Annotated in this window: 21 protein-coding genes and 1 pseudogene; 14 read left to right on the forward strand and 8 right to left on the reverse strand. The window is 64.8% G+C overall.

Annotation, left to right across the window (positions count from 1 at the left end; all coding sequences use genetic code 11):
• Entirely contained in the window at window positions 1-678 is a 678-nt protein-coding gene (locus tag CJEDD_RS05250) for an HNH endonuclease family protein (protein WP_042406378.1), read from the reverse strand.
• Between the two features lie 6 nt (window positions 679-684).
• The gene (gene putP / locus CJEDD_RS05255; protein WP_042406380.1) at window positions 685-2,259 is read right to left on the reverse strand and encodes a sodium/proline symporter PutP; all 1,575 of its coding nucleotides are present in this window, start codon (window positions 2,257-2,259) and stop codon (window positions 685-687) included.
• 136 nt (window positions 2,260-2,395) lie between these two features.
• On the opposite strand from putP, the gene CJEDD_RS05260 reads away from it, so the two are divergent.
• The 6 genes from CJEDD_RS05260 (at window position 2,396) to CJEDD_RS12265 (ending at window position 11,112) form a co-directional block, all read left to right on the forward strand.
• Window positions 2,396-5,533: a DEAD/DEAH box helicase gene (locus tag CJEDD_RS05260; RefSeq protein WP_042406383.1), complete on the forward strand. Its 3,138-nt coding sequence runs from the start codon at window positions 2,396-2,398 to the stop codon at window positions 5,531-5,533.
• A complete protein-coding gene (locus tag CJEDD_RS05265; protein WP_042406386.1) occupies window positions 5,530-6,345 on the forward strand; it encodes a hypothetical protein in 816 nt (271 codons plus the stop codon). The genes CJEDD_RS05260 and CJEDD_RS05265 overlap by 4 nt, the downstream gene beginning before the upstream one ends.
• Window positions 6,346-6,403: 58 nt before the next feature.
• Window positions 6,404-7,585, forward strand: a complete 1,182-nt coding sequence (locus CJEDD_RS05270; RefSeq protein WP_042406389.1) for a metallophosphoesterase family protein — start codon at window positions 6,404-6,406, stop codon at window positions 7,583-7,585.
• 2 nt (window positions 7,586-7,587) lie between these two features.
• Window positions 7,588-10,272: an AAA family ATPase gene (locus CJEDD_RS05275; RefSeq protein WP_042406393.1), complete on the forward strand. Its 2,685-nt coding sequence runs from the start codon at window positions 7,588-7,590 to the stop codon at window positions 10,270-10,272.
• A gap of 10 nt (window positions 10,273-10,282) precedes the next feature.
• Window positions 10,283-10,756 (forward strand): MarR family winged helix-turn-helix transcriptional regulator, encoded by a 474-nt coding sequence (locus CJEDD_RS05280; RefSeq protein ID WP_042406395.1) that lies wholly within the window; start codon window positions 10,283-10,285, stop codon window positions 10,754-10,756.
• Between the two features lie 68 nt (window positions 10,757-10,824).
• Window positions 10,825-11,112, forward strand: coding sequence for a PspC domain-containing protein (locus CJEDD_RS12265; protein WP_042406399.1), 288 nt, complete (start codon window positions 10,825-10,827; stop codon window positions 11,110-11,112).
• A 10-nt stretch (window positions 11,113-11,122) separates the two neighbouring features.
• On the opposite strand, the gene CJEDD_RS05290 is transcribed toward CJEDD_RS12265, so the two are convergent.
• Window positions 11,123-12,004 (reverse strand): polysaccharide deacetylase family protein, encoded by an 882-nt coding sequence (locus CJEDD_RS05290; protein WP_042406402.1) that lies wholly within the window; start codon window positions 12,002-12,004, stop codon window positions 11,123-11,125.
• A 303-nt stretch (window positions 12,005-12,307) separates the two neighbouring features.
• Between CJEDD_RS05290 and CJEDD_RS05295 the strand changes: the two genes are divergently transcribed.
• From CJEDD_RS05295 to CJEDD_RS05310, 4 genes are all read left to right on the forward strand, one after another.
• On the forward strand, window positions 12,308-13,006 hold the full coding sequence (locus CJEDD_RS05295; RefSeq protein ID WP_157034556.1) for a hypothetical protein: 699 nt from the start codon (window positions 12,308-12,310) through the stop codon (window positions 13,004-13,006).
• A 511-nt stretch (window positions 13,007-13,517) separates the two neighbouring features.
• Entirely contained in the window at window positions 13,518-13,760 is a 243-nt protein-coding gene (locus CJEDD_RS05300) for a hypothetical protein (protein ID WP_157034557.1), read from the forward strand.
• A 31-nt stretch (window positions 13,761-13,791) separates the two neighbouring features.
• Window positions 13,792-14,151, forward strand: a complete 360-nt coding sequence (gene cmtR / locus CJEDD_RS05305; protein ID WP_273657652.1) for a Cd(II)/Pb(II)-sensing metalloregulatory transcriptional regulator CmtR — start codon at window positions 13,792-13,794, stop codon at window positions 14,149-14,151.
• Window positions 14,148-14,750: a cadmium resistance transporter gene (locus CJEDD_RS05310; protein WP_273657653.1), complete on the forward strand. Its 603-nt coding sequence runs from the start codon at window positions 14,148-14,150 to the stop codon at window positions 14,748-14,750. Before cmtR ends, CJEDD_RS05310 begins: the two co-directional genes overlap by 4 nt.
• A gap of 682 nt (window positions 14,751-15,432) precedes the next feature.
• Here the strand turns inward: CJEDD_RS05310 and CJEDD_RS05315 are convergent.
• The 4 genes and pseudogenes from CJEDD_RS05315 to CJEDD_RS05330 form a co-directional block, all read right to left on the reverse strand.
• Window positions 15,433-16,452, reverse strand: a complete 1,020-nt coding sequence (locus CJEDD_RS05315) for a hypothetical protein (RefSeq protein WP_042410296.1) — start codon at window positions 16,450-16,452, stop codon at window positions 15,433-15,435.
• A gap of 90 nt (window positions 16,453-16,542) precedes the next feature.
• Window positions 16,543-17,118 carry a hypothetical protein gene (locus CJEDD_RS05320; RefSeq protein WP_042410300.1) on the reverse strand — a complete coding sequence of 192 codons (576 nt, stop codon included), beginning with the start codon at window positions 17,116-17,118 and terminating at the stop codon, window positions 16,543-16,545.
• 36 nt (window positions 17,119-17,154) lie between these two features.
• Window positions 17,155-17,651, reverse strand: a pseudogene (locus CJEDD_RS05325) (transposase); the annotation flags it as partial.
• Between the two features lie 302 nt (window positions 17,652-17,953).
• Entirely contained in the window at window positions 17,954-18,313 is a 360-nt protein-coding gene (locus CJEDD_RS05330) for an ATP-binding protein (protein WP_273657654.1), read from the reverse strand.
• Between the two features lie 120 nt (window positions 18,314-18,433).
• Between CJEDD_RS05330 and CJEDD_RS05335 the strand changes: the two genes are divergently transcribed.
• The 4 genes from CJEDD_RS05335 (at window position 18,434) to istB (ending at window position 22,133) form a co-directional block, all read left to right on the forward strand.
• On the forward strand, window positions 18,434-19,351 hold the full coding sequence (locus CJEDD_RS05335; protein ID WP_042410540.1) for a hypothetical protein: 918 nt from the start codon (window positions 18,434-18,436) through the stop codon (window positions 19,349-19,351).
• Between the two features lie 41 nt (window positions 19,352-19,392).
• Window positions 19,393-19,668, forward strand: a complete 276-nt coding sequence (locus tag CJEDD_RS05340) for a hypothetical protein (protein WP_273657655.1) — start codon at window positions 19,393-19,395, stop codon at window positions 19,666-19,668.
• Window positions 19,669-19,908: 240 nt separating this feature from the next.
• Window positions 19,909-21,402 carry an IS21 family transposase gene (istA, locus tag CJEDD_RS05345; RefSeq protein WP_273657484.1) on the forward strand — a complete coding sequence of 498 codons (1,494 nt, stop codon included), beginning with the start codon at window positions 19,909-19,911 and terminating at the stop codon, window positions 21,400-21,402.
• Complete coding sequence (gene istB, locus CJEDD_RS05350; RefSeq protein WP_081764632.1) at window positions 21,399-22,133, forward strand: IS21-like element helper ATPase IstB; 735 nt, start codon at window positions 21,399-21,401, stop codon at window positions 22,131-22,133. Before istA ends, istB begins: the two co-directional genes overlap by 4 nt.
• Window positions 22,134-22,240: 107 nt before the next feature.
• Here istB and CJEDD_RS05355 read toward each other — a convergent pair whose 3' ends face one another.
• Window positions 22,241-23,545 carry an ISL3 family transposase gene (locus CJEDD_RS05355; RefSeq protein ID WP_273657482.1) on the reverse strand — a complete coding sequence of 435 codons (1,305 nt, stop codon included), beginning with the start codon at window positions 23,543-23,545 and terminating at the stop codon, window positions 22,241-22,243.
• Window positions 23,546-23,613 lie beyond the last annotated feature (68 nt).

A 23,613-nucleotide genomic window follows, 5' to 3' on the forward strand; every position in this document is an offset into this window, starting at 1 on the left:
TTACATTACGGGAACGTGGGAGATTCCTCCCAGTTCGCGGCGCGACACCAGCCCGGCGACGCCGGAACACGCGCGCTTGATCGCCCGCACGTCCGCGGCGGGGAGCGGGAGGGCGTATTGCGTTGCGACGTCCACCATCCGGCGTCCATACGCACACCGCGCGCTGCGCGCCTCTGGCATCCATTCCGACGGCAACTTGTCCGACTTCGCCTGGTTCGCGTCGGCGGAGACGGCGACGAGGTTGCCCGGGTCGTTGTAGAAGCGGGCGCGGGTGGCGTCGTCCCAGCGGTGGGCGCCGAGGTCCCACGCGGCGGAGACGGGGAGGATGTGGTCGATCTGCACGTCGGCGGGCAGGATCGGCCGGCCGGTGTAGGGGTCGGGGATCGGCTCGACCTGCCAGCTGGGCCAGGGGGCGGCGCAGTCGGCGCCGAACGCGTCGGCCATGACGCGGGTGCGGGTGTCGCACTGCGCCCGGGGAGCTAGAGCACTGCCAGCTAGAGCACTGCCAGCAGGAGCCCCGGCGAGCACGGGCGCCCAGCCTGGGCCGAACGCGGTCCGGTCGTAGCCGATGATGGTGGTGCGTTGGGGGACCTGTGGGACGTCGATACGCGAGAGCGCGGTGGGGAACGGGAGGATGAGCAGGGTGAGTGTGGTGAGGGCGGCGAGGTAGTGGCGCATACCTCCTTAGACGGCGGTGGTGCCCCCGCGGTTCCCTTCGATGGCGGTAAGCGCGTCGTCGAAGGTGGAGTCCGGGTGGGCGAGCGCGTAATCCGTGGCTGCGGCGGCGGTGTCGAACTCCGCGTCGGTGCCAGGCTTCGGGCGCGTGGCCAGCGAGACGGCGACCATCGCGGCGGTGGCGAGGATGACGCCGGGGACGATCTCGTAGATGACGTCGGAGAGATAGGTGCCCCAGATGAACACGGTCACCGCGCCCACGATCATGCCCGCGATCGCGCCCGGGGCGGTGAGGCGCTTCCAGTACAGCGACGCGATGACGACGGGGCCGAACGCGGCGCCGAAGCCGGCCCACGCGAAGCCGACGAGGCCGAGGATGGTGTCGGAGGGGTGGATGGCAAGCAGTATGGCCACCACGGCGACGGCGACGACCATCGTGCGCGAGAGCACGAGCAGGGTGGTGTGGTTGGGGTTCTTTTTGAAGATGCGGTAGAGGTCCTCGATGAGCGCGGACGAGGTGATGAGCAGCTGCGAGGACATGGTGGACATGATCGCGGCGAGCACGGCGGTGAGCACGATGCCGGCGATGAGCGGGTGGAACATGATGCGGGCGAGGTCGAGGAAGACCGTCTCGTAGCCCGTCTGGTCCGTCACGCTCTCGGACTTCTGGCCGAAGTAGACGGTGGACACGAGCGCGGTGAACACGGCGCCGGCGTAGCAGATGAACACCCAGATCGTGCCGGTGCGGCGGGCGGACGCGGCCTGGGCGGGCGAGCGCAGCGCCATGAAGCGGGTGACAATGTGGGGCTGGCCGAAGTAACCCAGGCCCCACGCGAGGTTGCCGATGATCGTGGCGGCCGAGACGCCCGCGACCATGTTGAAGTAAGACGGGTTGCCGTGCTCCCACGGGCCGTACGGGTTCGAGGTGGCGTAGGAGAAGATGTCGCCCGGGTGGTCGAGCGAGAGCAGCGCCATGACCGGCACGGTGATGAGCGCGAGGAACATGAGCGTGCCCTGCACCACGTCGGTGTAGCTCACGGCGAGGAAGCCGCCGATGAAGGTGTAGAGCACCGTGATGGAGCCGACGATGAGCACGCCGGTGAGGTAATCGCCGCCGAACGTGGACTCGTAGTAGCGCCCGCCGGAAACCATGCCGGAGGAGACGTAGAAGGTGAAGAAGAAGATGATGATCACGGCGGCGGTAAAGCGCAGCACGCGGGAGGTGTCGTGCGTGCGGTTCTCAAAGAAGCTGGGCAGCGTGATCGAGTTGTTGGCCACCTCCGTGTAGGCGCGCAGCCGCGGCGCGATCCACTTCCAGTTCGCCCACGTGCCGATGAACAGGCCGATGACGATCCACAGCTCGCTCATGCCGGAGACGAACAGCGCGCCGGGCAGGCCCATGAGCAGCCAGCCCGACATGTCGGACGCGCCCGCGGACAGGCCGGCGACGAGGGGATTGAGCCCGCGGTCGCCGAGCACGTAGTCGTCGTACTTGCTCGTCTGCAGCCACGAGTAGAAGCCGATGGCCACCATAAGTCCGAAGTAGAGGACGATGGCCAGCACGAGCCAGAAGTTCTCCGACATGGGCGCTCCTTGCATCTGTGAATTCACTGGAAATGAAATGTGCGCCACACTGTAGTCGACAGGTGTGACGCGGGCGGGCAACTTCCGGAATTTTCCCGCGCGGGCAGTGTCGGGGGCGGGTGGTATAAGGGAGGTTATGCCTAAATTCCTCCTCCACGGCCTGTGGCTCCACGAGTCCGGGCTCGCGATTTGGGCTGAGCGCGTGGAGGGCCACCGCATTATCACCATGGACCAGGTGCCGGCCGGCACGTTCCCGCCGATCGTGCACTCGCTTCTCGACGGCCAACGGTTCCGCCACCGCGAAGAGATCACCCTGCAAACCCCGAAGGGGCGCCCGGTGCAGCTGCGCGCGCCCATGGCGGTGTTCGCGCCGGACGAGGCGGTGCAGTTCCTGGACAACCTCGCGTTCCTCGACGGGGATTCGCCGGCCGCCACGCCCGCGCAGCGCGACGCGATCGCGCAGGACCTGTACTGGCTGCTGCGCATGTACAACGGGCTGACCGCCTTCATCCGCGCCGGGCGGGTGTCTATCCACGTGCCGTACCGTGACGGCAGCTGGTACGCGCAGTGGCAGCTCGGCACCGGCGTGGGGGAGCGCTCGTGGCTCGCGGAGATGGTGGCGGCCGCGCCGGGCGTGCTCACGGTGAACAACCCGAACCTGAGCGAGGACTGCGCGCAGACGTTCACGCACTGGATCGCCTCGGCGCGCCTGCGCCGCGTCGCCGCGGAGGGCAGCGCCCGGCCGTACCCGTGGCACGACTTCGTGCACTCGCTGCTCTTCGGCGCGCCGCTGCGGCGCGGTGGCGCGACGCTCGCGCGGCGGGTGGGGGACTGGAACGGCACGATCACGGCCGCCAACCTGCAGCTCGTGTTCATCGCGGAGGCGCCGGACGACAACAACGGCAACGCCGCCAACAACGACAACGCCGCCAACGCGTCGGACGCGACCGCGGCGCAGTGGCCGGTGCGCGTGCAGGTGCGCTCCGGGATGGACTCGCCGCGGCCCGTGCGCCTATCGGAGTACGACGGCACGAGCGCCGAGGCGCTGCGCGAGCAGCTCAGCCGCGCCTGCCAGGTGACGGACTACGTCAACCCCAACCTGCACGGGCGCACACCGGGCACGCTCGGCAACGGGTTCTCGCCGGACGAGGGCGACTGGGACGTCTTTCTCACCGGCGACGAGATGGTGGTCTTCGTCCGCGACGTCGCACCCCGGCTGCGGGTCGCGGGCTTTACCGTCATGCTCCCGCGCGCCTGGGCGGCGGCGGAGACGAGCTCGCAGCTGAAGATCACCAAGCACGAGAACCCGTACGACTCCTCGACGGTGACCATGATGGGCTTTGACACCCTGGTTAACTACGATTGGCGCCTTTCCGTCGGCGGGGTGGAGCTCACGGACGAGGAGATGAGCCAGCTCGTGCGCTCGAAGTCGGGGCTGGTGAAGCTGCGAGGGCAGTGGGTGCTCGCGGACACGCGCCAGATTGCGAAGACGGCGAAGTACCTCGAGTCCCTGAAAGCCTCGTCCGTAGACAACGCCAGGCTCGAGGCGGAAGCCGCCGCGACGCGCGCCCGGCTCGCGGAGGCCGCCGGTTCCGCGGACGCCGCCGAGCTCGCCGCGCGCGCTCGGGCCGCCCAGGAGGAGTACGAGCGGCTGCGCGACGCCGAGGGCGAGGGCGTGGTCTCCGCCGCGGAACTGCGCCAGCTCGCGCTCGAGGCGGGGCCGGACAGTCCCATCGAGTTCACCGGCTCGCCCTGGTTCACCTCGCTCGTCGGGGGCACGGACCGTCCGGCCCCGGAGCGGGTGGGCATCCCCGACACAGTCGACGCGGAGCTGCGCGAGTACCAGCGCCGGGGCGTGGACTGGCTCTACTTCATGTCCCGCAACAACCTCGGGGCAGTGCTCGCGGACGACATGGGCCTGGGCAAGACGCTGCAGCTGCTCACCCTGCTCGCGGTGGAGAGGGAGGCGGGCACGGCCGGTGGGCCGTCGATAGTGATCGCGCCGACGTCGGTGGTGGGCAACTGGGCGCGCGAGGCCGCCCGCTTCGTGCCGGGAATGAAGGTGCAGGTGCACCACGGCAGCGACCGGCTCAAGGGCGACGAGTTCTTCGAGGCCGCCGACGGCGCCGACCTCGTGCTCACCTCGTACGGCACGGCCGCGCGCGACGCGAAGGACCTGGCGAAGGTGAAGTGGGACCATGTGGTGCTCGACGAGGCGCAGGCGATTAAGAACGCGGGCACGCAGGCGTCGAAAAGCGTGCGAGCCCTCCCCGCGCGACACCGCATCGCGCTCACCGGCACCCCGATCGAAAACAAGCTGTCGGAGCTGCGCAGCATCCTCGACTTTGTCAACCCCGGGATGCTCGGCTCGCAGGCGTTTTTCCGCAACCACTTCGCCAAAGCGATCGAGTCGCGCCGGGATCCGGAGCTCGCCGAGGAGATGGGTCGGCAGCTGCAGCGCCTCACGGCGCCGTTCATCCTGCGCAGGTTGAAGACAGACTCGGCGATTATCGACGACCTCCCGGAGAAGGCCGAGCACGTCGTCGCCGTGGACATGACCCCGGAACAGGCGGCGCTGTACACGGCGCTGGTCAACGAGATGAAAGCCGAGCTGGAAAAGCGCAAGGGCATCGCGCGCAAGGGGCTCGTGCTGGCGACGATCACCCGCATCAAGCAGATCTGCAACCACCCGGCGCACTACCTCGGCGACGGCTCGCCAGTGACCTTCAAGGGCAAACACCGCTCGGGAAAGGTGGCCAAGCTCATGGAGCTGCTCGAGCACGCGGCGGAGACGGACCAGCGCGTGCTCATCTTCACGCAGTACCGCGCGTTCGGCGACATCTTGCAGCCGTACCTCTCGGAGCGCCTCGGCGAGAAGGTGCCGTTCCTCCACGGCGGGGTGGGCAAGTCCGCGCGCGACGCGATGGTGGAGCGGTTCCAGCGCCCGGACGGGCCGCGCGCGATGATCTTGAGCCTCAAGGCCGGCGGCACCGGGCTCAACCTCACCGCCGCCTCCATGGTCGTCCACCTCGACCGGTGGTGGAACCCAGCGGTGGAAAACCAGGCGACGGACCGCGCCTTCCGCATCGGGCAGGACAAGGACGTCACCGTCTACAAGATCATCACCCGCGGCACGATGGAGGAGAAGATCCAAGACATCCTCGACGGCAAGACGCAGCTCGCGGGCGCCGTCGTGGGCCAGGGCGAGGGCTGGATCACGGAGCTGGATTCCGAGGACCTCGCGCAGTTGATCAGCTACAGGGGGCAGCAATGAGCCAGACGCCCAAGGACGGCAACGTCATCTTCCTCAACTTCGGCGTGAAGCGGCGCGTCGACTCGGCCGAAGAGACCGGCGGCCCGGCGGTCGAGGCCACTGCGCCGCCGACGTACTCCCCGGCGGCGATGCGCGTGTTCAATGCCGCGGTGCGCCAGACCGACGTCGCCCGGGCGAAGCGGGGCCACGAGTACGCGACGCAGGGGCGCGTGCTCGACCTCACCCCCGTCCCTATGGGCATGCGGGCGGACGTGGCCGGCAGCCAGAACGAGCCGTTCCGCGTGAACCTGCACTTGCCGCGGCGCTCGACGCGGGACATCGAACAGGCGCTGCACTCGCTCGTGGGCACCGCGGGCTCCGTCGAGGCGATGCGCAAGGGCGACATCGAGGATGACGTGCTCGACGTCCTGGTGTGCAGCGAGCCCGGAGAGATCCGCTTCACCTGCGACTGCCCGGACGGCGTGCGGGTGTGCAAGCACGCCGTCGCGCTGGCGGAGCGGGCGGCGGCGCTCATCGACGCAGACCCGACGATCGTGCTCACGATGCGCGGGGTGACGTTGAGCTCGCTCGAGGATCGCAAGCGGCGCGCCGCCCAGGACCTCGCCCGCGAAAACGCGGAGCCGGGCTCGCGGTACTTCTGGGCGGGCCGGAAGCTGCCGGAGCTGCCGCGCCCGAAGGTGGCGCCGATGATCGAGGATTCCGACATCGACCTGCTCCACAGCGCGATGCAGACAGTGTCGTTTACCAACATCGACCAGCTGCGGGCGGTCTCCGACATCGAGGACCTCTACGACGCGCTCACCCGCCGCTAGCACACGCGTTCGATGCTCCGGGTGCCGGTGTCGGGGCGGGGTGGTAGGAGTTGTAGCTATGACCCACACCACCTTCATCCACACCTCCGACCTGCAGCTGGGCATGACTAGAAAGTTCCTGCCGCCCGAGGCGCAGTCGCGTTTCGACGACGCACGGTTGCGTGCCGTCACCCGCATCGGCGAGCTCGCGGTCGAGCGAGGCGCGGAATTCATCGTCGTGGCCGGCGACGTGTTCGAGCACAACTCGCTCGAGCCGAAGACGCTCGGGCGCGCGCTTGAGGTGCTGCGCAAGCTGCCCGTGCCGGTCTACCTCCTGCCCGGCAACCACGACCCGCTCGTGGCGGATTCCATCTTTAGCCGCACCGAGGGCATCGAGGGCGTGCACGTGCTCGGCGACTCGGTGCCGGTGACGGTGCGCGAGGGCGTGGAGCTCGTCGGCGCCCCGCTGCTGACGAAGCACGCCTCGGAGGACCTGTGCGCGAAGGCCATCCACGACCTGGAGCCGACGGAGGCCGTGCGCGTGCTCGTGGGGCACGGCCAGGCGGAGGGCTTCGGCACCGAGGACACGGACGCGCTCATCGACATCGCCTGCTTGGACGCGGCCGCCTCCCGGGGCGTCATCGACTACGTCGCCCTCGGCGATACGCACTCGACCGCGCCGCTGTCGAGCTCCGGCCGCGTGTGGTTCTCCGGCTCGCCGGAGACGACGGACTACTTCGACCGCACCCCGGGTGTGGCCGGCGGCGAGGTTGACTCCGGCAACGCGCTCGTGGTCACCGTGGACAAGGAGGGCTTCGACGCGACGGTGGAGGTGGAGAAGGTCCCCGTGGGCACGTGGACGTTCGAGGCGCGCGCCTGGGAGGTGGCTGACGCCGACGACGTCGCGACGGTGATCGAGGACCTCAAGGCGTACCCGGAGAAGGACCGCACCGTGATCAAGTACTCGCTCACGGGCACGCTCGGCCTCGAGGCGACGCGCGAGCTCGAGCGCGAGCTGGGCGAGCTCGAAGACATCTTCGCCGCGCTCTACCCGCGCGAGCGCCTCATGAGCCTGCACCTCGAGCCCGACGAGGAGGAGCTGGAAAACCTGCCGCTGACCGGGTACGCGAAGGAAGCGATGCGCGAGCTCATCGGCCAGGCCTCCCCGGAGGCCGCGTCTGGCCCGGGTGGCGAGGAGCGCGCCGCGGCCGCCAGGGACGCCATCAACCTGCTGTTCCGCCTGTCCAAGGAGACGAACTAACCATGCGCATCCACTCGCTGACCATCGACAACGTCCGCGCCGTCGAGCACCTCGAGCTGCGCGACCTGCCGGACACCGGCGTCATCGTGGTGCACGGCCACAACGAGGCGGGCAAGTCCACCATCCTCGACGCCATCGACGCCGTGCTCAACGAGCGCCACTCCGGCGCCAGCAAGAAGATCAAGGTGCTCGCGCCGGTGGGGCGCGACGCCTCGCCGGAGGTGACGCTCACGGCGACGGTGGGCGAGACCACGTTCACCATCCACAAGCGCTGGCTCAAGGGCAAGCTCTCGGAGCTGGAGATCCACGCCCCGCAGCACCGCAACCTCACCGGCCGCGCCGCGGACGACGAGCTGGAGCGCATCCTCAGCGAGCAGATGGACACCCAGCTCGCCCGCACGCTGTTCTTGCGCCAGGGCGAGCTTGAGCCGGGCATCGCCGCCGCCGGCATCCCGTCGATTACGAAAGCCCTCGAGGCGGAGTCCGGCGACGAGCACGCCGGCGACGAGGACACCGGGCTCATGCAGGCCATCGAGGCCGAGTACGGGAAGTACTGGACGACGGCCACCCCGCCGAAGAAGAAGGGAACGTACGCGGCGAAGTTTGACGCCGTCAAGCAGGCGGAGAAGGAGCTGCGCGAGCAGGAGGACGCGGTGCAGCGCCTCGTCGGCTTCGTCGACGAGGTCGCGCGACGCGAGGAGGAGATCCGCGCGGTGGACGCGGAGCTGCCCCAGGCCAAAGAGGAGTTGGCGACGCGCGAGGCCGAGTTCGCCGCCGCGAACAAGGTGAAGCAGCAGGCGCAGGCCGCCGAGGAGCGCCTCGCCCGCGCCGCCGCTACCCGCGAGCGGGCCACCCAGGATGTCGCGGACCGCAAGGCGCTCGCCGCCCGCGTGGATGCCCTGCGCGAGGAGGAGGCGGGGCTGCGCGACTCCCTCGGCCCAGCACAGGAGGCCAGCGAGACGGAGCAGGGCAAGATCGCGGAGCACACCGGCGCGCTCGAGGCGGCGAAGGCCCGCGTGAAGGTGGTGCGCGCGGAGGTGAAGTCTGCAGAAGCCGCCCGCGAGTACGCACGTGCGTTGCGACGCCTCACGGTCGTGCGCGAACAACTCGAGCGCATCGGCACAGCCGAGCAGGCGTACGAGGCGCTGCTGCAATCCGCGCCGCAGCGCACCGTGACCGACAAGCAGGTCCGCGCCCTCGAGCAGGCGCACAGCGAGCTGACGCTGCAGCGGCGCCTGCGCGACGCGGCGTCCGCGAAGTTGGAGATCACCGCGGCGCACGCGACCCTCACCGTGGACGGCGACGCGCGTGAGATCGACGGCACCGAGACCGTCGCCGTGCGCGAAGGCACGCGGCTCGGGCTGGGGGAGTTCGCCGTGGTCTTCCGCGCCGCCCAGGGCGCGAGCGACCCGGATGCCGCGGTCGAGCAGGCCGAGCGCGCGTACGCCGACGCGCTCGCCGCCACCGGCTGCGCCTCGGTGGAGGAGGCGCGGGACTCGCGCGACGCGTGCAAGGCCCACGAGGCGGATCTCAAAGGGGCCCGCCAGCGTCTCGACGACGCCCTCGCCGGCGCCGGCGCCGACGAGCTGCGCGCGGAGCGCACCCGCCTGACGCAGCAAGTCGACGAGCTGCGCGAGACAGCCGGAGGGGACGGTGCCGACGCACCCGCGGAGGAACCGGCCGATACCGCCGCGGCGGAGCAGGCGGCGGAGGAGGAGCTCAAGGCCGCGCAGGCCGCGCTGGCGGCGGCGGAGCGCGACGTCGAATCCGCCGAGGCGGCGCTGAAGCCGTACGCCGACAAGACCGCGGCGAACGCGCTGACCGTGCTGCAGACCAGGCTCGAGGCGAAGGAATCCGAGACGGCGCTGGCGGCGCAGGAACTGGACAAGGCCGAGGCCGCCGCGCCGGCGTCCGCGCTCGCCGAGACACTCGAAGCCGCGACGGCCGAGGAGGGGGCTGCGAAGGCCGCCGCGACCGAGCTCAACAGCCAGCTCGCCGAGGCGGACCCGGAGTTCGCAGCGCAGCTCCTCGAGGGCGCGCAGGCACGCCTGGCGAACCTCGACGCCCGCGGCGCGGAGGCCCGCAACCGCATTACGGAGCTGACGGGCCGCATCGAGATCGCCGCGGGCGCGGCGGAGAAGGCGGACCGCGCCGCTGCGGAGCTCGAGGCGGCGCAGACCGACCTGGACCGGGCGACGCGGCGCGCGGAGGCCGTGAAGCTGCTGCGCGAGACGATGCTCGCGCACCGCGACGCGGCGCGAGCACGCTACGTCGCGCCGTTCACGGACGCGATCCGCAACCGCGCCCGCGTCCTGTTCGGCCCCACGGTCGACTTCAACCTTGGCGAGGACCTCGCCATCAGCGAGCGCACCGTCGATGGCGTGACCGTCCCGCTCAAGGAGCTCTCCGGCGGCACGAAGGAGCAGCTGGCCATCCTCACCCGCTTCGCCATCGCCGACCTCGTTTCCGCCGGCGAGGCAGCCACGCCCGTGCCGGTCATCGTGGACGACGCGCTCGGCGCGACGGATCCGGAGCGCCTGGCGCGGATGAACTCGCTGTTCAGTCAGGTAGGTAAGACGTCCCAGGTGCTCGTACTCACGTGTTTCCCACAGCGTTTCGACCGCGTCGCGGCGGCACGAACCGTATCTATCGACGAGTTGAAAAATATAGGTGGCACCATAGACTAAAGTTTTTGTCATGACTTTCCAGCCGCATTGGCTCGACGACGAGGAACAGCACCTCTGGCGTTTGATGCTCGCCGCGTCCACCAAGATCTCCCGGACGATCGACGATCGCCTGCAAGCCGGTTCCGGGCTTTCTTCGCCCGAGTTCTCCGTGCTTGTCTCGCTGTCCGAAGCAGACGGGAGGGTGCTTCGCCTGCGCGAGCTGTGTGAAAACCTCGGGTGGGACCGCTCCCGGGCCTCGCACCAGGTCACCCGCATGGAAAAGCGCGGGCTGGTGACCAAGGAGAAGTGCCCCGGCGACGCGCGTGGCGTCCTCGTCACCATCACCGACGAGGGGATGTCGCGCCTCGAGGCTGCGGCGCCGGACCACGTGGAGACGGTGCGCCGGCTCGTGTTCGACCACCTCAACGAAAAGCGCCGGGCGCAGCTGCTCGAGGTGCTCACCGAGGTGGTTGAGGCGGACAACTTCCCCGCGTCGCAGAGCTAAGACCTTGCAGGCGGCGCGGCGCGCGGGTTGGATTGGTGGTGGCAGTGACGCCCAACGAAAGGATCACCATGTCGAGCCACTACGACCCGCAGAACCCCTACAACCAGGGCCCGCAGAACCCGAACCCCTTTCCGGGGGGCAACCCCGTGCCGGGGTACCCGGGCAACGCCCCGAAGCGCCTCGAGCGCTCGATGACGGACAAGCACATCGCGGGCGTGTGCGGCGGCATCGCGAAGTACTTCGGCATCGACTCCACCGTCGTCCGCGTGGTGTTCGTGCTGCTCATGTTCGCTGGCGTGCTCCCGGGGGTGCTCGCTTACGCGGTCGCCTGGATTATCATGCCGGCCGAGTTCTAGGCGCCGATTTTTAGACCGAGCTGCCGTCGAGGAACGCGAAGCGCACGTCGGAGCCGCGCAGCGCCTCGAGGGCCTGGCGCACCCCGGGGCCAGTGCCGCCCTGGGGGTGGTTCATGTGCGAGAGCACGATCGCGCCGTCGGGCGCGCCCTCGATGTTCGCGGCCACCTGGCCCGGGCTCGCGGTGGCGCCGTAGTCGCCGTTGACGGAGAACCCGGCGATCTGCACGCCGCGGTCCCTGGCGATGTCTACGGAGACGTCGTCGTAGTGGGCCGTGCCGGCGCGAAACCAGTTCGAGGCCACGCCGTAGCTGGCAAGAAGCGCGCGGTTGCCGTCGATCTCCGCCATCACCTCAGCGGGGTTGGCGGTGCCGGGGATGCCGTAGGCCGCCGCCCCGGTCACCGACAGCGGCAGGTGGCGGGTGCCGTGGTTTTCCAGGCGGAAGAGGGGGTCGGCGATGAGGTGGCGGGTCGCCTCCGGGTTGGCCTCTACCCAGGTGGAGCTGACAAACAGCGTCGCAGGGGCGTGGAACTCGCGCAGCGAGTCGATGAGGTACTGGTCTACTGCGGAGCCCGCGGGGCCGCCGCACGCGTCGAAGGTGAGCGCGATGGTGCGCCGGCCCGGGGTGGTGGGCACCGTCTCCACGATGCCGGGCAGGGAGGTACCGAACGCCTGCGGCACCCGGCCGGCGTAGTGCTCGGGGCCAGGCGGCGGGGGCGCCGTGGTGGTGGGAGCAGTGGCCGTCTCGCGCACCGTTGCGGTGGCAGTGGAGGTAGCGGTCGCGGTGGCCGTCACCGTGGACGGCGCGGAACGCAGCTTCGGTGCCGTGCAGCCGGCTAGTGCAGAAGCACCCGCGACTGCGGCGGCGGACAGGAACGATCTTCGGCTCAGCACAGTGTGGGAGTGTAACGGCGGGGGCGGAACGTGGCGTCGAGAAGCTGCTGCCTACTGGTCGAAGAAGCCGGGCTGGTCGACGGGTCCGAGCTCGCCGGTGCGCAGGTAGGCGATCACCTGGCGGCCGACGCGGGATAAATGGAAATCCGAATCAATCGCATTATTCGGCGGTCACATAGTAGGCCCGCGGGGACGCCTACCATGTCCCAAAAAGCGATCGTGACATGCTTAAACGATGGGGTTACGGGTATGGCTCCCGGCGGGGCAGCCCGGTCCAGGCTAAACAAAACAAAGGAGACAATAATGGGACAGAATCTTTCAGACGCCGTCATGCTCGTGATGACGCCGGATGCGTGGTGCTACGACAAACACGCGCTCTCGCACGTGACGAAGTTCGCGGACGACACGACCGGGCCAGTCGTGGAGGACGACGGCACCGTGCGCCAGGGGCGTATCGGGTTCATTCCCCGCATCCCCGAGGAACAGTTCGACACCCCCTGGTGGGCCTGCTACGGCCACTCGCTGCGTGAATGCATCGACAACCTCTGTGAAAGCCGCTGGCTCAGGAGCGTCGGGGATGACGGCGCGTACGAGCTCAACGTGAACCGCCTCGTGCGCATGATCGACATTGAAGAAACCAGCATCGCCCAAAACCAGCACATCATCCCCGAGAAATACGACGAAGAGGGCAACCGCATCGCCCCGCCGAGCGAGTGGTACGCGGACCCGCTCTTCGAACAGTTTGTGGGCTTTGCCGGGCAGCTCATGCCGGGCGACTTTGGGGCTCGGCTTTGCGACGACGTCTCCGCCCACGTCGAGCGCAACATCGACGCGACCGTGTCCCTCGATCGCGACAACGACTGGGAGGAGACGAACTCGGCTCGCTGGACCCGCGCCATCCTCGACTGGAAAGACCTCATGACCGAGGACGGGTTCCGCCTCCCCGAGCAGTGGGTGGTGGGCGCTTCCGATCGCTCGCCCGAACCCGGTTTTTTGCGCTAGCCGCGCGCGATGCTCTGGCAGCAAAGCCCTCCCCAAGGGGCTTTCACGAAACCTCCTGACCAGTTATATCAGGTCCGCGGTTATACCCCGGTTACACGCAGTTTCGCCTCCGGTTACACGACAGAAGTCAATTATAAGACCTGAGCAGGAGCGCTCCTTAGAACGGGAAGTCAGGAAATTCCGCTTCCGCCTCTTGCTGCCTCTCGACAAGCTCCACGCTCCGCCGTGAACGCTCGACGAGTTCGTCAAAGGTGAGCACCTCCGGTGACTTACGGTTCGAGCGGAAACTTGCAGAGCTACGGAACTTCGAGCCAAATCGGTTGCCTTAGGCGCGGCGCAAATCGCACATGGGCCGATCACCAGAAACGAGCGTGGTTCAACTAAGTATGCACCGTCGCCAGTGTTGTCTACGTCGTTGTCCCTCTCAGCAATCCATCCGGCAAGGCTCTCCTTGACGGTGCGAACCGTCGTCGAACCCCGAGGTGTCCCCGCTGCCAACGGGAATCGAGCCGTGGCTGCGGATGAGGTAGATAAGTTTGTTCGAGCCTTCCCGGTTCAAGATGATGAGGCCATCGAGTTTTGTCCCGCTCGGGTCATTGCTTGGGGCCTGAAAACGGATCTCGCGAACTATGCCAGGCTCGCGCACAACTTGGATATCGAACTGGCGACGCTGTTTCGCAACTTTGCCGGTATCGCTGCCACTTCCACTGTCTTCTGGGCAGCACACACGGCTACGCCACTACATCGGACTTGATAGGTTCAGTGCTCGCTGTATAGTTCAGTTCATGCTGACTATTGCTTCGCGTCTCGACGTGATGAACCGCCTGGGTCGTGCACTGGCCGATCCCACTCGATCGCGGATCATCTTGACCCTGCTCGACCATCCCGCTTACCCGGCGGAACTGGCTCGAGCTTTGGGCCTGACACGCTCGAATGTGTCCAACCACCTGGCATGCCTGCGCGATTGCGGGATCGTCGTCTCCGAGCCCGAGGGTCGTCGGACACGATACGAGATTGCCGATCCGCACCTGGCGCAGGCGCTGACGACACTGGTCGATGCCACCCTCGCAGTAGACGAAGACGCCCCGTGCATCGATCCCGCTTGCTCGCTTCCCGGATGCGACGTAGCTGGGGAGGGCGCATGATCCTCACCACGGTCTTGCAGGCGATAGGCCTGTTCGCAGCTACCAACATCGACGACATCATCGTGCTCTCCCTCTTCTTCGCGCGAGGGGCAGGCCAGAGCGGCACCACCGCCCGTATTTTGGCCGGCCAGTACCTCGGATTTGCCGGCATCCTCGTCGCCGCGATCCTTGTGACCGTCGGCGCCGGAGCATTTCTGCCCCCGGCAGCTATTCCATACTTTGGTCTCATCCCTCTGGGCATCGGCCTCTGGGCCGCATGGGAGGCCTGGCGCGGAGACGATGACGACGATGACGACGAGGCCAAGGTTTCCGGCAAGAAGGTCGGCGTAGGGACAGTCGCAGGCGTCACTTTTGCCAATGGCGGCGACAACATCGGCGTCTACACCCCTGTATTCCTCAGCGTGGAACCTCTCGCAGTAGTCGCCTACTGCGTTATCTTCCTCGCGCTCGTGGCGGTCTTGGTGGCCCTGGCAAAGTTCGTCGCCACCCGCCCCCCGATCGCGGAAGTGCTCGAACGCTGGGAGGACATCCTCTTTCCCGTCGTTCTCATCGGCCTCGGCATCGTGATCCTCGTCAGCGGCGGAGCCTTCGGGCTTTGACGCAGCGGCAGTGTTCCAAACGGCCCCGACCGGGCGTACCCCTCTCGGTTCAGACCCCAACAGCTACCCGCAGCCAGTCCTGTGTGATCGCAGCAATAAGACCGCCATGGAGCGCTGCAAAAACCGCGCCACCAGTTGAACGAAGCCACAGCCTCCGAGTGCACGCGCCACTACTGGTTCGCCACGGGATTAGTAGAGAGCGGGAATTTGGAAAAGGAACCCTACATACTCCCTCGAAGTACACCCCTGAGTTCAGTAGCGCGCCATCGAACTTGTGCTGCACGGGCAAGCTGACCCTCACACGTCTCGCGATGCGGAATTCTGCATCGCCGGCGAGCTCGGAATGAGTACGGAAACTCTTCCCCGCTGGGTCCGCGCTCCTAAACAATGCGGCGCGACAACCCGAGCAGGAACGGCGCTTTAGAAGAGAAAAATGACCCCTCCGAACGAACGGAGCGGGTCATTTTTGTGTTCGCGGCCGTTTTCCTTCGGCCGGCGCGGGGTTTCGTGAAAAGATTGGAACAGTTTCGTGAAACCCCCCCAAAAGGGGTGTTCGGAAAACTACACCACCAGCAGCAATAGAGGCTTGTTCCCGGTCTGGTTCCACGCATTGCTTGATTTAGTTCCAACGCGTGCCCGCTACCAGGAGATTGACCAATCCGCCGATCCCTGTTGCACGGCTTTATTGCTCCTGCTTGTGGAAGAGCAATTCGTCCTCCAGGGCGTCGCCGAACTCGGTGAAAATCTCGGCGTAGGCCGTGACGATGCCGAGGGAGATGACCTGCTCTTCGAAAAGGTCATCGAGAGCGTTCTCGTCGCCGTCTTTCCAACCAGAGGCAAGTGCTTCAAGTTGCCCCTTGTCCAAGAGCTTGCGCTTTCTCACGCGACTGTCGCCTAGCGCACGACCAACGAGAGCCTGCCGTGCCTTCTCTTCCTCGCTGGCAATGTCAGCGCCGGCCTCCCAGCTCCCATGCACGAAGGTGTTCCTCATGTCGATGGGCTCTTCCAGGTCTTCCGCTATGCCGCGGCAGGTTGCGCAAGGCGCTTCGTTTGCGAGTGCTTTTCGTAGCCCCCTGGCCATCTTCTGTGCTCGGTGCGTGGCGCCCCGCAGCTCTCCTTCACCGAAGTGGTGCTGGCATAGGTCGGCCATCAGGTTTTCAACTCGGGCCGCGGCGAGTACGAGACAGGCGTAGACGGCGAGGAACTCGTCGTTGAAGCTCTGGAGATACGGCAGGGGTTCCCGCCGGGCGAAGGGAAGCAATCCTGCGTACTGCTCCGAAATCTCTCTCGCGCTTTGAAGGACGGCTTCCACGCCTGGCAAGACGGCGACGCTTTCAGAGATGCCCTTGTACGCCTGGTCGAGGGTTTTTTGTAGTTCCTCCGAAATGGGTGGCAGCTCGATCTTCGGAGCGTAGGCCGAGAGGTCAATCTTAGGCACTATGTCCTGGAACAGGCTGGAGTAGTCGAACCCAAGGTTCGGAATGTTGGCTCGGCTTATGGATTTGAGGAACTCGGCGTCTATTGGGGCGTAGGCCTTCCGCATCGTTTCGGCGATTTCAGCCATCAGGTTTGGGTAGTGCGTGTGAAGAAGGCTGTTGAGCTCGTCGTCAGTGAAGTCTGAAAGTGGCCGGTCGAGGGGGTCGGTGGCGTCCTGGTCGTCGTTTTCGTGCGCGTCGAAGTCAGGCTGAGAGTCATTGGTCATGGTCCCAGTGTGCCTTGGGTTGCGGGCGAGCAATCGTGTCTGGGGGTGAAGGGTTCGCTCTTGGCTGGGACAAAATCACCGTGCCGTTGTCTACTCGCCAGCCGGCACAAACCACCGTCGCGTCTGGCACACCACGGCCGGCCAACCTTCCTTCCGGCAGTTCTCCGCGATCCTCCGGGCAAGCGCGAGCTGGTTCGTGCGGCCGAGAAACTCGGTACCACCTTCTGTCCAGACCTCGTAGGCCCGCTTGCCAAAGCGGCCGTCGATCAACTCGCGAGGCGCGTCCTCGTAGACGCCTGTGTCAGCCACGAGAGTGTCGTGCTCCATGTGTGTTTCTGCGACGAGCCGAGAGCGCTCCCACATCGACAAGTCCCGCGGGTCCGCGTCAGCCTCAAGCGTCACGAGTCCGGTGGCGCCGTCGCAGTTCTTCACCAATGCGGTCAAGAACTTCTTGGCCTGCGCCACGTCGAACTCGACGTGTTCGCCGTCTGCACCTAGCAGGCGCACGGTTTCGGCGTTGCGACCAAGGAACACGTTCATGTGCGCGAGCTCGTCGCGGTCGAGGAACAAGTCGAGGTGGAGAAGGACCGACTCGGGACGCCGCCGTTTCGGAACCGGTACGGAAAGGAACTCAATGTCTGAGTCGTCAAAGTGGTGGTGGCTCATACGCCAGGAGCCTGCCTAGAGACGAAGTCGGCAAACATGCACACGCTGTATCTCTGGGATGAGAAGGCTATCGCTTAAGGCCCTTGCGCTGGGAACGCGTGTGGTGGCTTTGCGGTAGCCGCGTGAGGTGATGAATCCACGATCTGCTTGTTTGAGGACTCGGCAGATGGCCTCGACCCCAAACTGATCTTTGTACGCGTCGATGTAGGAGATCATTTGGTCGTGGGTCGGTCGAGTTCCGCTGCGAAAAAAGCCGAAGCAGTCTTAAGAATCCCGTTTGCTCGTTTCAGTTCGCGGTTTTCGCGGCGCAGACGCTTGAGCTCTTCTTCCATTGTTTCGCCACCTGAAGCGTCTGAGTCATCACGTACTGAAGCGCTGTCACGGTACCAAGCCCGCAACGTGTGGTGAGATACTCCAAGGAGCTCGCCGACCTCTGTGTAGGCGCATTGCAGTGAGCAGGACTCCAGGCGGACCATTTCGATGATCTGATGGACCGCCTTTTCCTTGAACTCGACGGAATACTTTCTAGGCATAGTTCAATCCTTCCTTAGCTGAGGTAGGAACTAAACCCAGGACGCTTCACAACCGTGGTGGGATTTTTGATCTTCTTCATCGGGTTTTCATGCCTCGAAAGAAATCCAGCCCGTCTCCAACCTGATGGTCGAAGCGGGCTGAACGATTACCTAAATAATGCCACGGCCCCAGCGCGTTGGGTGGCCTCATTTGGCTACAGGAGCATGACGGCTAGATCGAGAAAAACAAAGACCGGCCCTGGGCTCCCACCAAAATGGGTAGCGGTACCGGTCATGTTGGTATTCAGGCTAGGCGATGACACCTAGCTGTGCAACGGTGAGGGCTCGACAAGCCACTCGATAATGTTTTTGTGTTGGATCCCGTCGCGGCTCATGTCGAACTGGTCCATGCTCAGCACGGTTTTCGGGAAGTTGTCGGTAACCCCGCGAAAGGCACCGAACTCGCGGTCGACGGTGTTTTGGCTGCCGAGCAGGTAACTCACCTGGAAGTACTCAGTGTCGGAACCTTTGCGGGCGATGAAGTCAATCTCGCGCGCGCCGGCTCTTCCGACACTTACCTCGTACCCGCGCGCAAGCAGCTCCACGCACACGATGTTTTCGAGGGTCAGCTCAATGTCGGCCTGGTTCGAAAGGCCGAGCGTTTCACGAAAACCGTGATCCACCGCATAGTACTTCTCAGTTGCCCGAAGCCTCGCCTTCCCCGCAATGTCAAAGCGCGGAACCCGATAAATCCCCTTAGTGTCAGGGTGGTTGTGAACGACGAACCGTAGGAGGTTTTGTTCATGACCGATTCGCAGTTGCCTCAGTTGGTGCCGTCGACGTTGACGTCGCCACCGGTTGCTGAAGCCCCGGTGGTTGCCCGAAAGGTCAAGCCTAAGACGTCGCGCGAGGAGGTCGAGGAGATCTTGTCGCAGCCGCCGCGTGTGCTGGCGGCGGGGGAAGTACTCGATGAGGAGACGTTGGCGTCGCTTGAGGCTGTGGCGTTCGTGTTCTCCCCGTACCGCGTGACTGGCCTTGGAAAGTGGTTTCATCCAGCGCAGCAGCGGCAGATGATCACGATTTACAACCTGTTGCCGCATGGCACGAAAGGCCCGTGGTGCGCCCGGCAGGGAATCGAGTATCCCCATATCGGGCGGTGGGCCCGCGCATTGCAGAAGTCGAAAACTATTGACGACGGCGTTGACGGCGTCGAGCGCGCCAAACACATGGTTGATGCTGCCTACCTGGGCAGACCGAGTGCGGAGTACATCCGTGAGGTGGTCGTCGAGTACGGGTTAGTGCCGCATGGCCAGAAAGAAGCCTGGTTGGTGGCGCATGGACTTGCTGGTCACACCGTGCGACGCTGGACAGCAATGGTGGCTGACGGTGACCTGCCAACACGCACAAGACCAAGGAGGATTGGAACGTTGACGATGGATGAATGCGCCGAAATTCAGCAGCTGCGCAAGGAAATTTCCGCGCTGACGCAGGACAAACGCAAGATCGAACTCGATGCCAAACGCCGTGAAGAAGCAATGCAGCGTGCCTTAGATAAGGCGACGGAAAGGGCAGAGCGGGCTGAGCTGGCCACTGATGTGTTGGGAAAAGCTTTAGCGACCATGCCAGGAGCACCTGGCGTGGACTCAAACGCGGAGGAAAAGTCCTCACCGACGCCCAACAACGCCTCTACGAGCAAGGCCGGCAAGCAGAAGAAACGCTGATCAACCAGCTCGTTTCCGTCGGCTACTCCAAAACGAAGGCGATGGGCATCATCGGTGCCTCGCGCAGCCGGGTCTTCTACGAAACCAATCCGCGCCCACGCACCGACAACCCGATCCCGCATCACCAACGCCGGATCAACCGGCTGTCTGATGCCACAGTCACAGACATAGTGGAGCTGCTGGACGACAATCCGCATTGCGGGGTGGACCAGGTGTTTTACGCCGCGTTGAACAACGGGACCTACCTGGCGAGCCTGCGCAGCTTCTACCGGGTGGCTAAAGCCCACGGCAAACTGCTTGTGTCTGATCTGATGTAGGTGGTCCAGTTCGGCTTGGGAAGTAGTCCGTTTCGGCGGCCTGTTTTGGTCCGTTTCAGCGCGGAAAAGTAGGCCAGTTCCCCGGTGCGTTGCTGTGGCTGGTGTGGCCCCTTTTCTGGAAAGGGAAAGGGCCATGCCGATAACCACCCCCCAGTAGGTTTCTGTTCCTGAGAAACGTCCCATCTTCGTTTGGCCGCGAGGTTGGGGACTTGGATTTTTCAGGAAGGGACCAGAAAGTAGATGACGATCAGCATGACCACGATCGAAACTATCAGACAGCTCGACGACGAGGGAATGTCCAGACGAGCGATCGCGAAGGCGGTGAACGTGTCGCGCGCTACGGTCGATAAGTACGTCAACCAGGACGATTTCAGCCCGACCGCGCCGGTGAAGACACGCAAACCAGGCTCAATCGTGCTGGGTGAGGCGTTGTGCGCGGTTGTTGATCAGTGGCTTGAGCAAGACCAGCGCATGCCGCGCAAGCAACGCCACACAGCAAAACGGATCTGTGACCGGCTTACCAACGAGCATGGGTATACAGGCTCGTATTCACCGGTGCAGCGCTACGTGAAGCAGTGGAAGAAGGACCATAAAGCCCCAGGCGATGGGTTCATGGAGTTGGAATGGTCACCGGGGGTCATCCAGGTCGATTTCGGCCAGGCAGAAGTCATCATGGCCTCAGCCGCGCGGGTTGTGCACCTTCTGGTGGTGACGTTTCCGTACTCAAATATGAGGTTTTGCAGGGCCTTTGCCGGTGAAACCGCCGAGTGCGTCATTACCGGGCTGCTGGATGTCATCGACGCCGCCGGCGGGGTGCCAACTGAGATGGTCTTCGATAACGCGACCGCCGTCGGGCGTCGCGTCGGCCCGAAAGTGGTGGAATCGGAGCTTTTCGCCGCGTTCAAAGCGCACTATAGGACCCGGGCGCGGTACTGCAACCCGTATTCGGGCCATGAGAAAGGCAATGTGGAAAACGCGGTCGGCTTCATCCGCCGAAACCTGCTCGTGCCTGTGCCGGAAGTTGCCTCCCTAGCGGAGTTGAACACCCTTTTGGAGTCCGGGTGCGCCGCGTTTGCTACCCACACCCACTACAAGAAGGCAGCCACGGTCGCTGAGCTGTTCACACATGATCAGCATGCGCTTAAAGCGTGCCCGTCGGTGCGGTTTAACCCGGTGCGTTTCGACGTGCGCCGCACCGACAAAACCGGTGTTGTCACGCTAGACGGCAATCGCTACCTGGTCGGGCCTGCCTGGGCGAACAGGCAAGTCACGCTGGAGTTGTCCCACGACACCGTCACCGTCTTAGATGACGACACCAGACGTATCATCGCGCTGCCGAGAGTCTTCGGCACTGCGGACTCGACGGTGATCAACCCGATGAGTCTGCTGCCTGGGTTAGCGAAGAAACCCGGGGCGTGGACGAACTCGCCGCTTCGCCATCACATGCCGGACGCTGTCGTGGGCTACCTCGACGGGGCGGATGCCGCTACACGCCGGGATTTTTTCACCCACGCCGAAACCACCGCCACAGAGTGCGGATTCGACGCCACCGTCACCGCAGCCGCAGCACTGTTAGAGACCGACGCCCAACCAACTGGGCCTCATCTGGGTATCGCCGCACGCTACAGCGCCCCACCACCAACACAACACAGCAGAGCGAACCTCACCACCTATGACCAGCTCCTTGCCACCACAACCACCACCTCACAGCATGCGGAGGCAACCGCAAAGTGACCACCCCAACCCCCAAAGATCGCGTTGTCGCACTTGGCCGCCAGCTCTACCTCACCACCGCCGTACTACGCGAATGCGCAGACCATGCCACCCCACGCCAATGCGACATCCTCATTGAGCTCTTCGAAGCGGAGCTTGAATCCAGGGCCGCATCCAGAGCGCGCCGCCTGATGCACCGCGCGCGTGTCCCGGTACGCAAAACCCTCGACAGCTACGACTGGTCACCGGTCACCCTGCCAGCCGACATCACCCGCGAACACCTCACCACACTCGAGTTTCTCAACGGCAGTGAAGACCTCGTCTTCTACGGTGATGTCGGCACCGGGAAAACACATCTCGCTATCGCACTCGTCACCCAAGCGTGCCTGCAAGGCATCCCCGCAAGATTCTTCACCGCCGCCGGACTTGTCGACCATCTACGCAACGCGAAACACGCAGGCAGGCTCGATAAAGAGCTCACAGCTCTGGGCAAAAACGAACTCCTCGTCATCGACGAACTCGGATACATCCCCATCGACACCGACGGGGCAAGACTGTTGTTCCAAGCCATCGCCGACGCTTACGAACAACGCAGCCTGATCATCACAACCAACCTCGCGTTTTCCCAATGGGGCCAAGTCTTCGGCAACGACGACATGGCAGCAGCAGCGATCGACCGCATCGTCCACCACGGCCGCATGATCACCTTCACCGGCCAGTCCTACCGCATGGCCAACGCCCTCATGAAATAACCCCGAAACCCCAGTAACGCTTAAACGGCCCAAAACCGTGCAGACCTGGCCTAAAAATCCGAGCCGAAATGGCCTACAACAACTTGACAAAACAGGCTCTTCGTGTTTTAGAGTGCGTTGATCTTGGGTTGGAGGCCGCCGGAGTGAATCAGGCAACGCAAGATGTAGTGGTTGATGTTGCGGAACCCTAGCGCGATGCCGCGGAGGTGTTCGAGACGGCCGTTGATGGCTTCGACCGGCCCGTTGGAGGCGCCGATATCGAAGAACGCGAGGATGTCGGTGCGGCGTTTGTGCAGGCTTCGCCCGAGTTGGGTCAGCTCTTGAAGCCCGGCCTGACGAAGCCCGCGGAGCCGGTTGATCAGCCTGCGCATCTTCGTTTTCGCACGGCGCTTGTTGGGGTCTTCGTAGCAGTCGATGATCTCCTGGTACACCAGCCATGTCTCTTGCAGCACCGCGTAGTCATCGTCGTAGTTGAACAACACATCCAAGCGGTGCTGCTGCTCGCCATTAAGCAGACCGGTGCGGGTGAGCATGGTGCGACGGTTTTTATATAACGGGTCGTTGGTCCTGCCGCGCCTGCCGTAGGTTTCACGCTGCAGCCTCTGACGGCACGCGGTGACTTTGTCGCCGGCAAGACGCACCACGTGAAACGGGTCCATCACCCGGGTTGCGTGAGGAAGCGCCTCGTCAGCTGCGGTGGCGTAGCCCTGGAACCCATCCATGGTGACCACTTCCACCTCGTCGCGAAATGCTTTCGGCTGTTGGTTGATCCAGCATGTGAGCACGTTCGCGCTTCTTCCCGGAATGACATCGAGCAACCTCGCTGGTTGGCCTGTGTGGTGGCGGGTCATATCCACGATCACGGTGACGAACCCGCCGCCGGCCGCACGTCGATCGTGGGCCCATTTGTGCTCATCAACCCCGATAATGCGCACCCCGGCCAAGTGGTCGGGGTCGGCGACGAGTTCCCTGGCCATGGACAATGCGAGATCGCATGTCAGCTGCCAGCTGATCCCGAGTGCTTTGGCGGTGGCGGCGATACTCATCCGGTCAATCGCTAAACGCTGCAAGATCCAGCGCACCACCCGATGCGTGACCTTCGAGCGATCGTCAGCACATGCCAGGCCAGCCCGGAAGATCTTCTGCGAACAGAGGCGGTTCACACACCGAAAGCGCGGCAGACGCACCCGTAACCGGGTGGGAAACCCGACAACAGGAAGATCCACCAACTCCCGGCAGACGTGGTCACGCAGCACACCTGGCTGTCCACACGATGGGCAGGAGTTGATCGGGTCGAGCGCTTCACAGTCGATGACGGTGAGCGTGTCGTTGTGGGCGGCATTCGTAATCGCCAACCCAAGCTCCGCGGTGCGGCAAATGGTATCGGCGACAATGTTGGAACTAGGCTGCATTACAGGGTCCTTGTTGAGTTCGGATTGGCTTGAACACCTAAATCCTTAACCCAGCAAGGACCCCCACA

The sequence above is a fragment of the Corynebacterium jeddahense genome, assembly GCF_028609865.1.
Lineage (GTDB): Bacteria > Actinomycetota > Actinomycetes > Mycobacteriales > Mycobacteriaceae > Corynebacterium > Corynebacterium jeddahense.

Coding starts and splice junctions, on each gene's coding strand:
- CJEDD_RS05355 (WP_273657482.1), bottom strand. CDS start 23,545: ATGCAGCCTAGTTCCAACATTGTCGCCGATACCATTTGCCGCACCGCG.
- CJEDD_RS05315 (WP_042410296.1), bottom strand. CDS start 16,452: ATGACCAATGACTCTCAGCCTGACTTCGACGCGCACGAAAACGACGAC.
- cmtR (WP_273657652.1), top strand. CDS start 13,792: ATGCTGACTATTGCTTCGCGTCTCGACGTGATGAACCGCCTGGGTCGT.
- CJEDD_RS05310 (WP_273657653.1), top strand. CDS start 14,148: ATGATCCTCACCACGGTCTTGCAGGCGATAGGCCTGTTCGCAGCTACC.
- CJEDD_RS05340 (WP_273657655.1), top strand. CDS start 19,393: ATGGGCATCATCGGTGCCTCGCGCAGCCGGGTCTTCTACGAAACCAAT.
- CJEDD_RS05295 (WP_157034556.1), top strand. CDS start 12,308: ATGGGACAGAATCTTTCAGACGCCGTCATGCTCGTGATGACGCCGGAT.
- CJEDD_RS05320 (WP_042410300.1), bottom strand. CDS start 17,118: ATGAGCCACCACCACTTTGACGACTCAGACATTGAGTTCCTTTCCGTA.
- CJEDD_RS05280 (WP_042406395.1), top strand. CDS start 10,283: ATGACTTTCCAGCCGCATTGGCTCGACGACGAGGAACAGCACCTCTGG.
- CJEDD_RS05250 (WP_042406378.1), bottom strand. CDS start 678: ATGCGCCACTACCTCGCCGCCCTCACCACACTCACCCTGCTCATCCTC.
- CJEDD_RS12265 (WP_042406399.1), top strand. CDS start 10,825: ATGTCGAGCCACTACGACCCGCAGAACCCCTACAACCAGGGCCCGCAG.
- CJEDD_RS05270 (WP_042406389.1), top strand. CDS start 6,404: ATGACCCACACCACCTTCATCCACACCTCCGACCTGCAGCTGGGCATG.
- CJEDD_RS05335 (WP_042410540.1), top strand. CDS start 18,434: ATGACCGATTCGCAGTTGCCTCAGTTGGTGCCGTCGACGTTGACGTCG.
- CJEDD_RS05260 (WP_042406383.1), top strand. CDS start 2,396: ATGCCTAAATTCCTCCTCCACGGCCTGTGGCTCCACGAGTCCGGGCTC.
- CJEDD_RS05275 (WP_042406393.1), top strand. CDS start 7,588: ATGCGCATCCACTCGCTGACCATCGACAACGTCCGCGCCGTCGAGCAC.
- putP (WP_042406380.1), bottom strand. CDS start 2,259: ATGTCGGAGAACTTCTGGCTCGTGCTGGCCATCGTCCTCTACTTCGGA.
- istA (WP_273657484.1), top strand. CDS start 19,909: ATGACGATCAGCATGACCACGATCGAAACTATCAGACAGCTCGACGAC.
- CJEDD_RS05265 (WP_042406386.1), top strand. CDS start 5,530: ATGAGCCAGACGCCCAAGGACGGCAACGTCATCTTCCTCAACTTCGGC.